The organism is Mycobacterium sp., assembly GCF_036488105.1.
GTDB lineage: Bacteria > Actinomycetota > Actinomycetes > Mycobacteriales > Mycobacteriaceae > Mycobacterium.
This window is the reverse complement of record NZ_DASXHW010000130.1, coordinates 1-2,043: the sequence shown is the minus strand read 5'-3', so window position 1 is coordinate 2,043 and position 2,043 is coordinate 1. Positions and strand designations below refer to the sequence as shown.

3 protein-coding genes are annotated in these 2,043 nt (G+C 65.3%); all 3 read right to left on the bottom strand.

Translation table 11 applies throughout. From position 1 onward, the window contains the following. Nucleotides 1-352, bottom strand: a 352-nt coding sequence (locus VGH54_RS06970) for a DUF222 domain-containing protein (RefSeq protein ID WP_331511205.1), incomplete at its 3' end; no start/stop codon positions are given. Between the two features lie 154 nt (nucleotides 353-506). Further along, on the bottom strand, nucleotides 507-1,214 hold the full coding sequence (locus tag VGH54_RS06965) for a VOC family protein (RefSeq protein WP_331511204.1): 708 nt from the start codon (nucleotides 1,212-1,214) through the stop codon (nucleotides 507-509). A gap of 70 nt (nucleotides 1,215-1,284) precedes the next feature. Further along, on the bottom strand, nucleotides 1,285-2,043 hold a 759-nt coding region (locus VGH54_RS06960; protein ID WP_331511203.1), incomplete at its 5' end, for an aminotransferase class I/II-fold pyridoxal phosphate-dependent enzyme.

Sequence of the window (2,043 nt, the reverse complement as noted above, 5' to 3'; positions counted from 1 at the left end):
CCGGCGGAAGCGGCGGGCCGGTCAGCGAACGGCGCGGGCGGATCCGAACCGCGAGCTTGCACCGTCGGCTGATTTCGTTGGGCGTGATACGCAGTCGCTTCCACAACACCGATCGCATCTGCGCTATCGACCCGGCCTCATCCGGGGGGTCGGCGATCTCGGCGAAAATGCGGTACATCAGGCCGCGGTTGGCGCGCTCCTGGGTTTCCAATCGCGCTGCGGCGTCAACGCGAAACCTGTTGCCCACCAGATCCGACGGCGTATCGCGCATCACGTCGTGGGCGGCGTCGATCGCATCGAGAGCGGAAGTGATCCGTTCTCGTGCCTCGTCGGCGCTGATCGCTGGACCCATATTTCGAACCTACGAATCAGCCCGACAATCCTGGCCTCAGCAGATGGCGCAAAGCCCAACCTGTGGATCAAACCGCAACTGCGGATAACTTCGCAATCGCAAATCTTCTTCGACCAACAACGAGTCGCCGGGCGGTGAAGGGCGCGCTGCCCGTTCATGCAAGGAGGTTGAACTGCACCCCGCACAGCGTCGTACTACGAATCAGTCCGTCCGTCGCACGCATATCCACCGCGCACACCCCATCACCCCGGTCGTCACCGGGTGAGACGAAGCGCAGCACACCTTCGTCGAGGGGTACGTGGTATTCGCCGCCGATTTCGGCGGCCTCACGCCCAAGCAGCGCCGCCCACCGGTTGGCCGTACTAGCGGGATGCTCCGATTGCATTGCCACGCCAACCAAGTCGGTGACCCGGTTCGTGATGTGATCACGCCAATTGGGTCCGGCCCACGGCCAGTCATCCCATTGGTCGCTTTGGTCGACGGAGAGAATCGCAGCGCCGACGTCTTTCGGGTGCAGGTGGATGCCGGTGATATCCGGCCGAGCCGCGGTGAAGACAATTCGCACGCCGTTGGCTTCAATACGCAACCTCATCGCATCGAGATCGTCAACCTGGAGAATTACCATGTACCCGCCGTCGCCATTGCGTTTGTCCAGCTGGCGGCCCGCGGTTGTGCCTTCCTGGACCGGCGACACCACCTCGAGCAGCTTGTCTCCGATCGGAAAGAGCGCGTTCTGAAGACCGAACACTCCGACGTCGGGGTCTCGGTAGCACAGCTCTACGCCAAGCTCATCGATGATGCTGGCCTCCGCCGACGCCAGATCGGCAGCCACCAAGGCCACCTGTCGAAGTCTGATTCGCATATCCGCGTCCTTCGGGTGAAGTTGTCTTCTGATTATCGGATTGGCTGGCCGTCACAGCAGCCGGGCACCCCTATATGCTGGCGCGGCCGATCGCATGGACCGCCTCGGCGAGCGCGTCGGCCAGCGCGGCGACGTCGTCGACGTCGATGCTCGAGATGGTGATCCGTATCCCCGGCGGAGTGGCGATCCGGAATCGAGTTCCCGGCGCCGCGGCCCAGCCCGCGCTCAATAACCGGGTGATCGCCACCGTTTCGTCCGGCACCGGAATCCAGACGTTGAGGCCGGAGCGGCCGCGAGATGCCACACCGCGATCGGCCAGCGCCGCGTGCAGCAGCTCGCGGTTGCGGGTGTAGGCGGTTTCGGCCTCGTGCACTCTGCGGGTGGCGGCCTTGTCGCGCCACAAGTCGACCGCGACGTCTTGCAGCAGGTGGCTGATCCAGCCCGGTCCCAACCGCAGCCGCCCGTGTACGCGCTCAACAGTGCGTCGATCGCCGGCCAGCAGTGCGAGTCGCAGGTCGGGCCCATATGCCTTGGCCGCCGACCGCACGAACGCCCAGTGCCGGGTGGTTCCGGCCAGGGTGTGCAGCGGTACGCCGGCGATGCCTGCGCAATGATCGTCTTCGACGAGCAACACGTCGTCGTGGTCAACGAGCAACGCGCGCAACTCCTTTGCCCGTGCGGCGGAGACGGCGGCACCGGTCGGATTCTGGGCGCGCGTTGTCACCACGATCGCGCGCACCCCGCGGCTCAGCGCGCGGGCAACATCGGCGGTCAGCGGCCCGTCGTCGTCGACTCTGATCGGTTCAGCTGGAAAGCCCAGCGCGGCAAG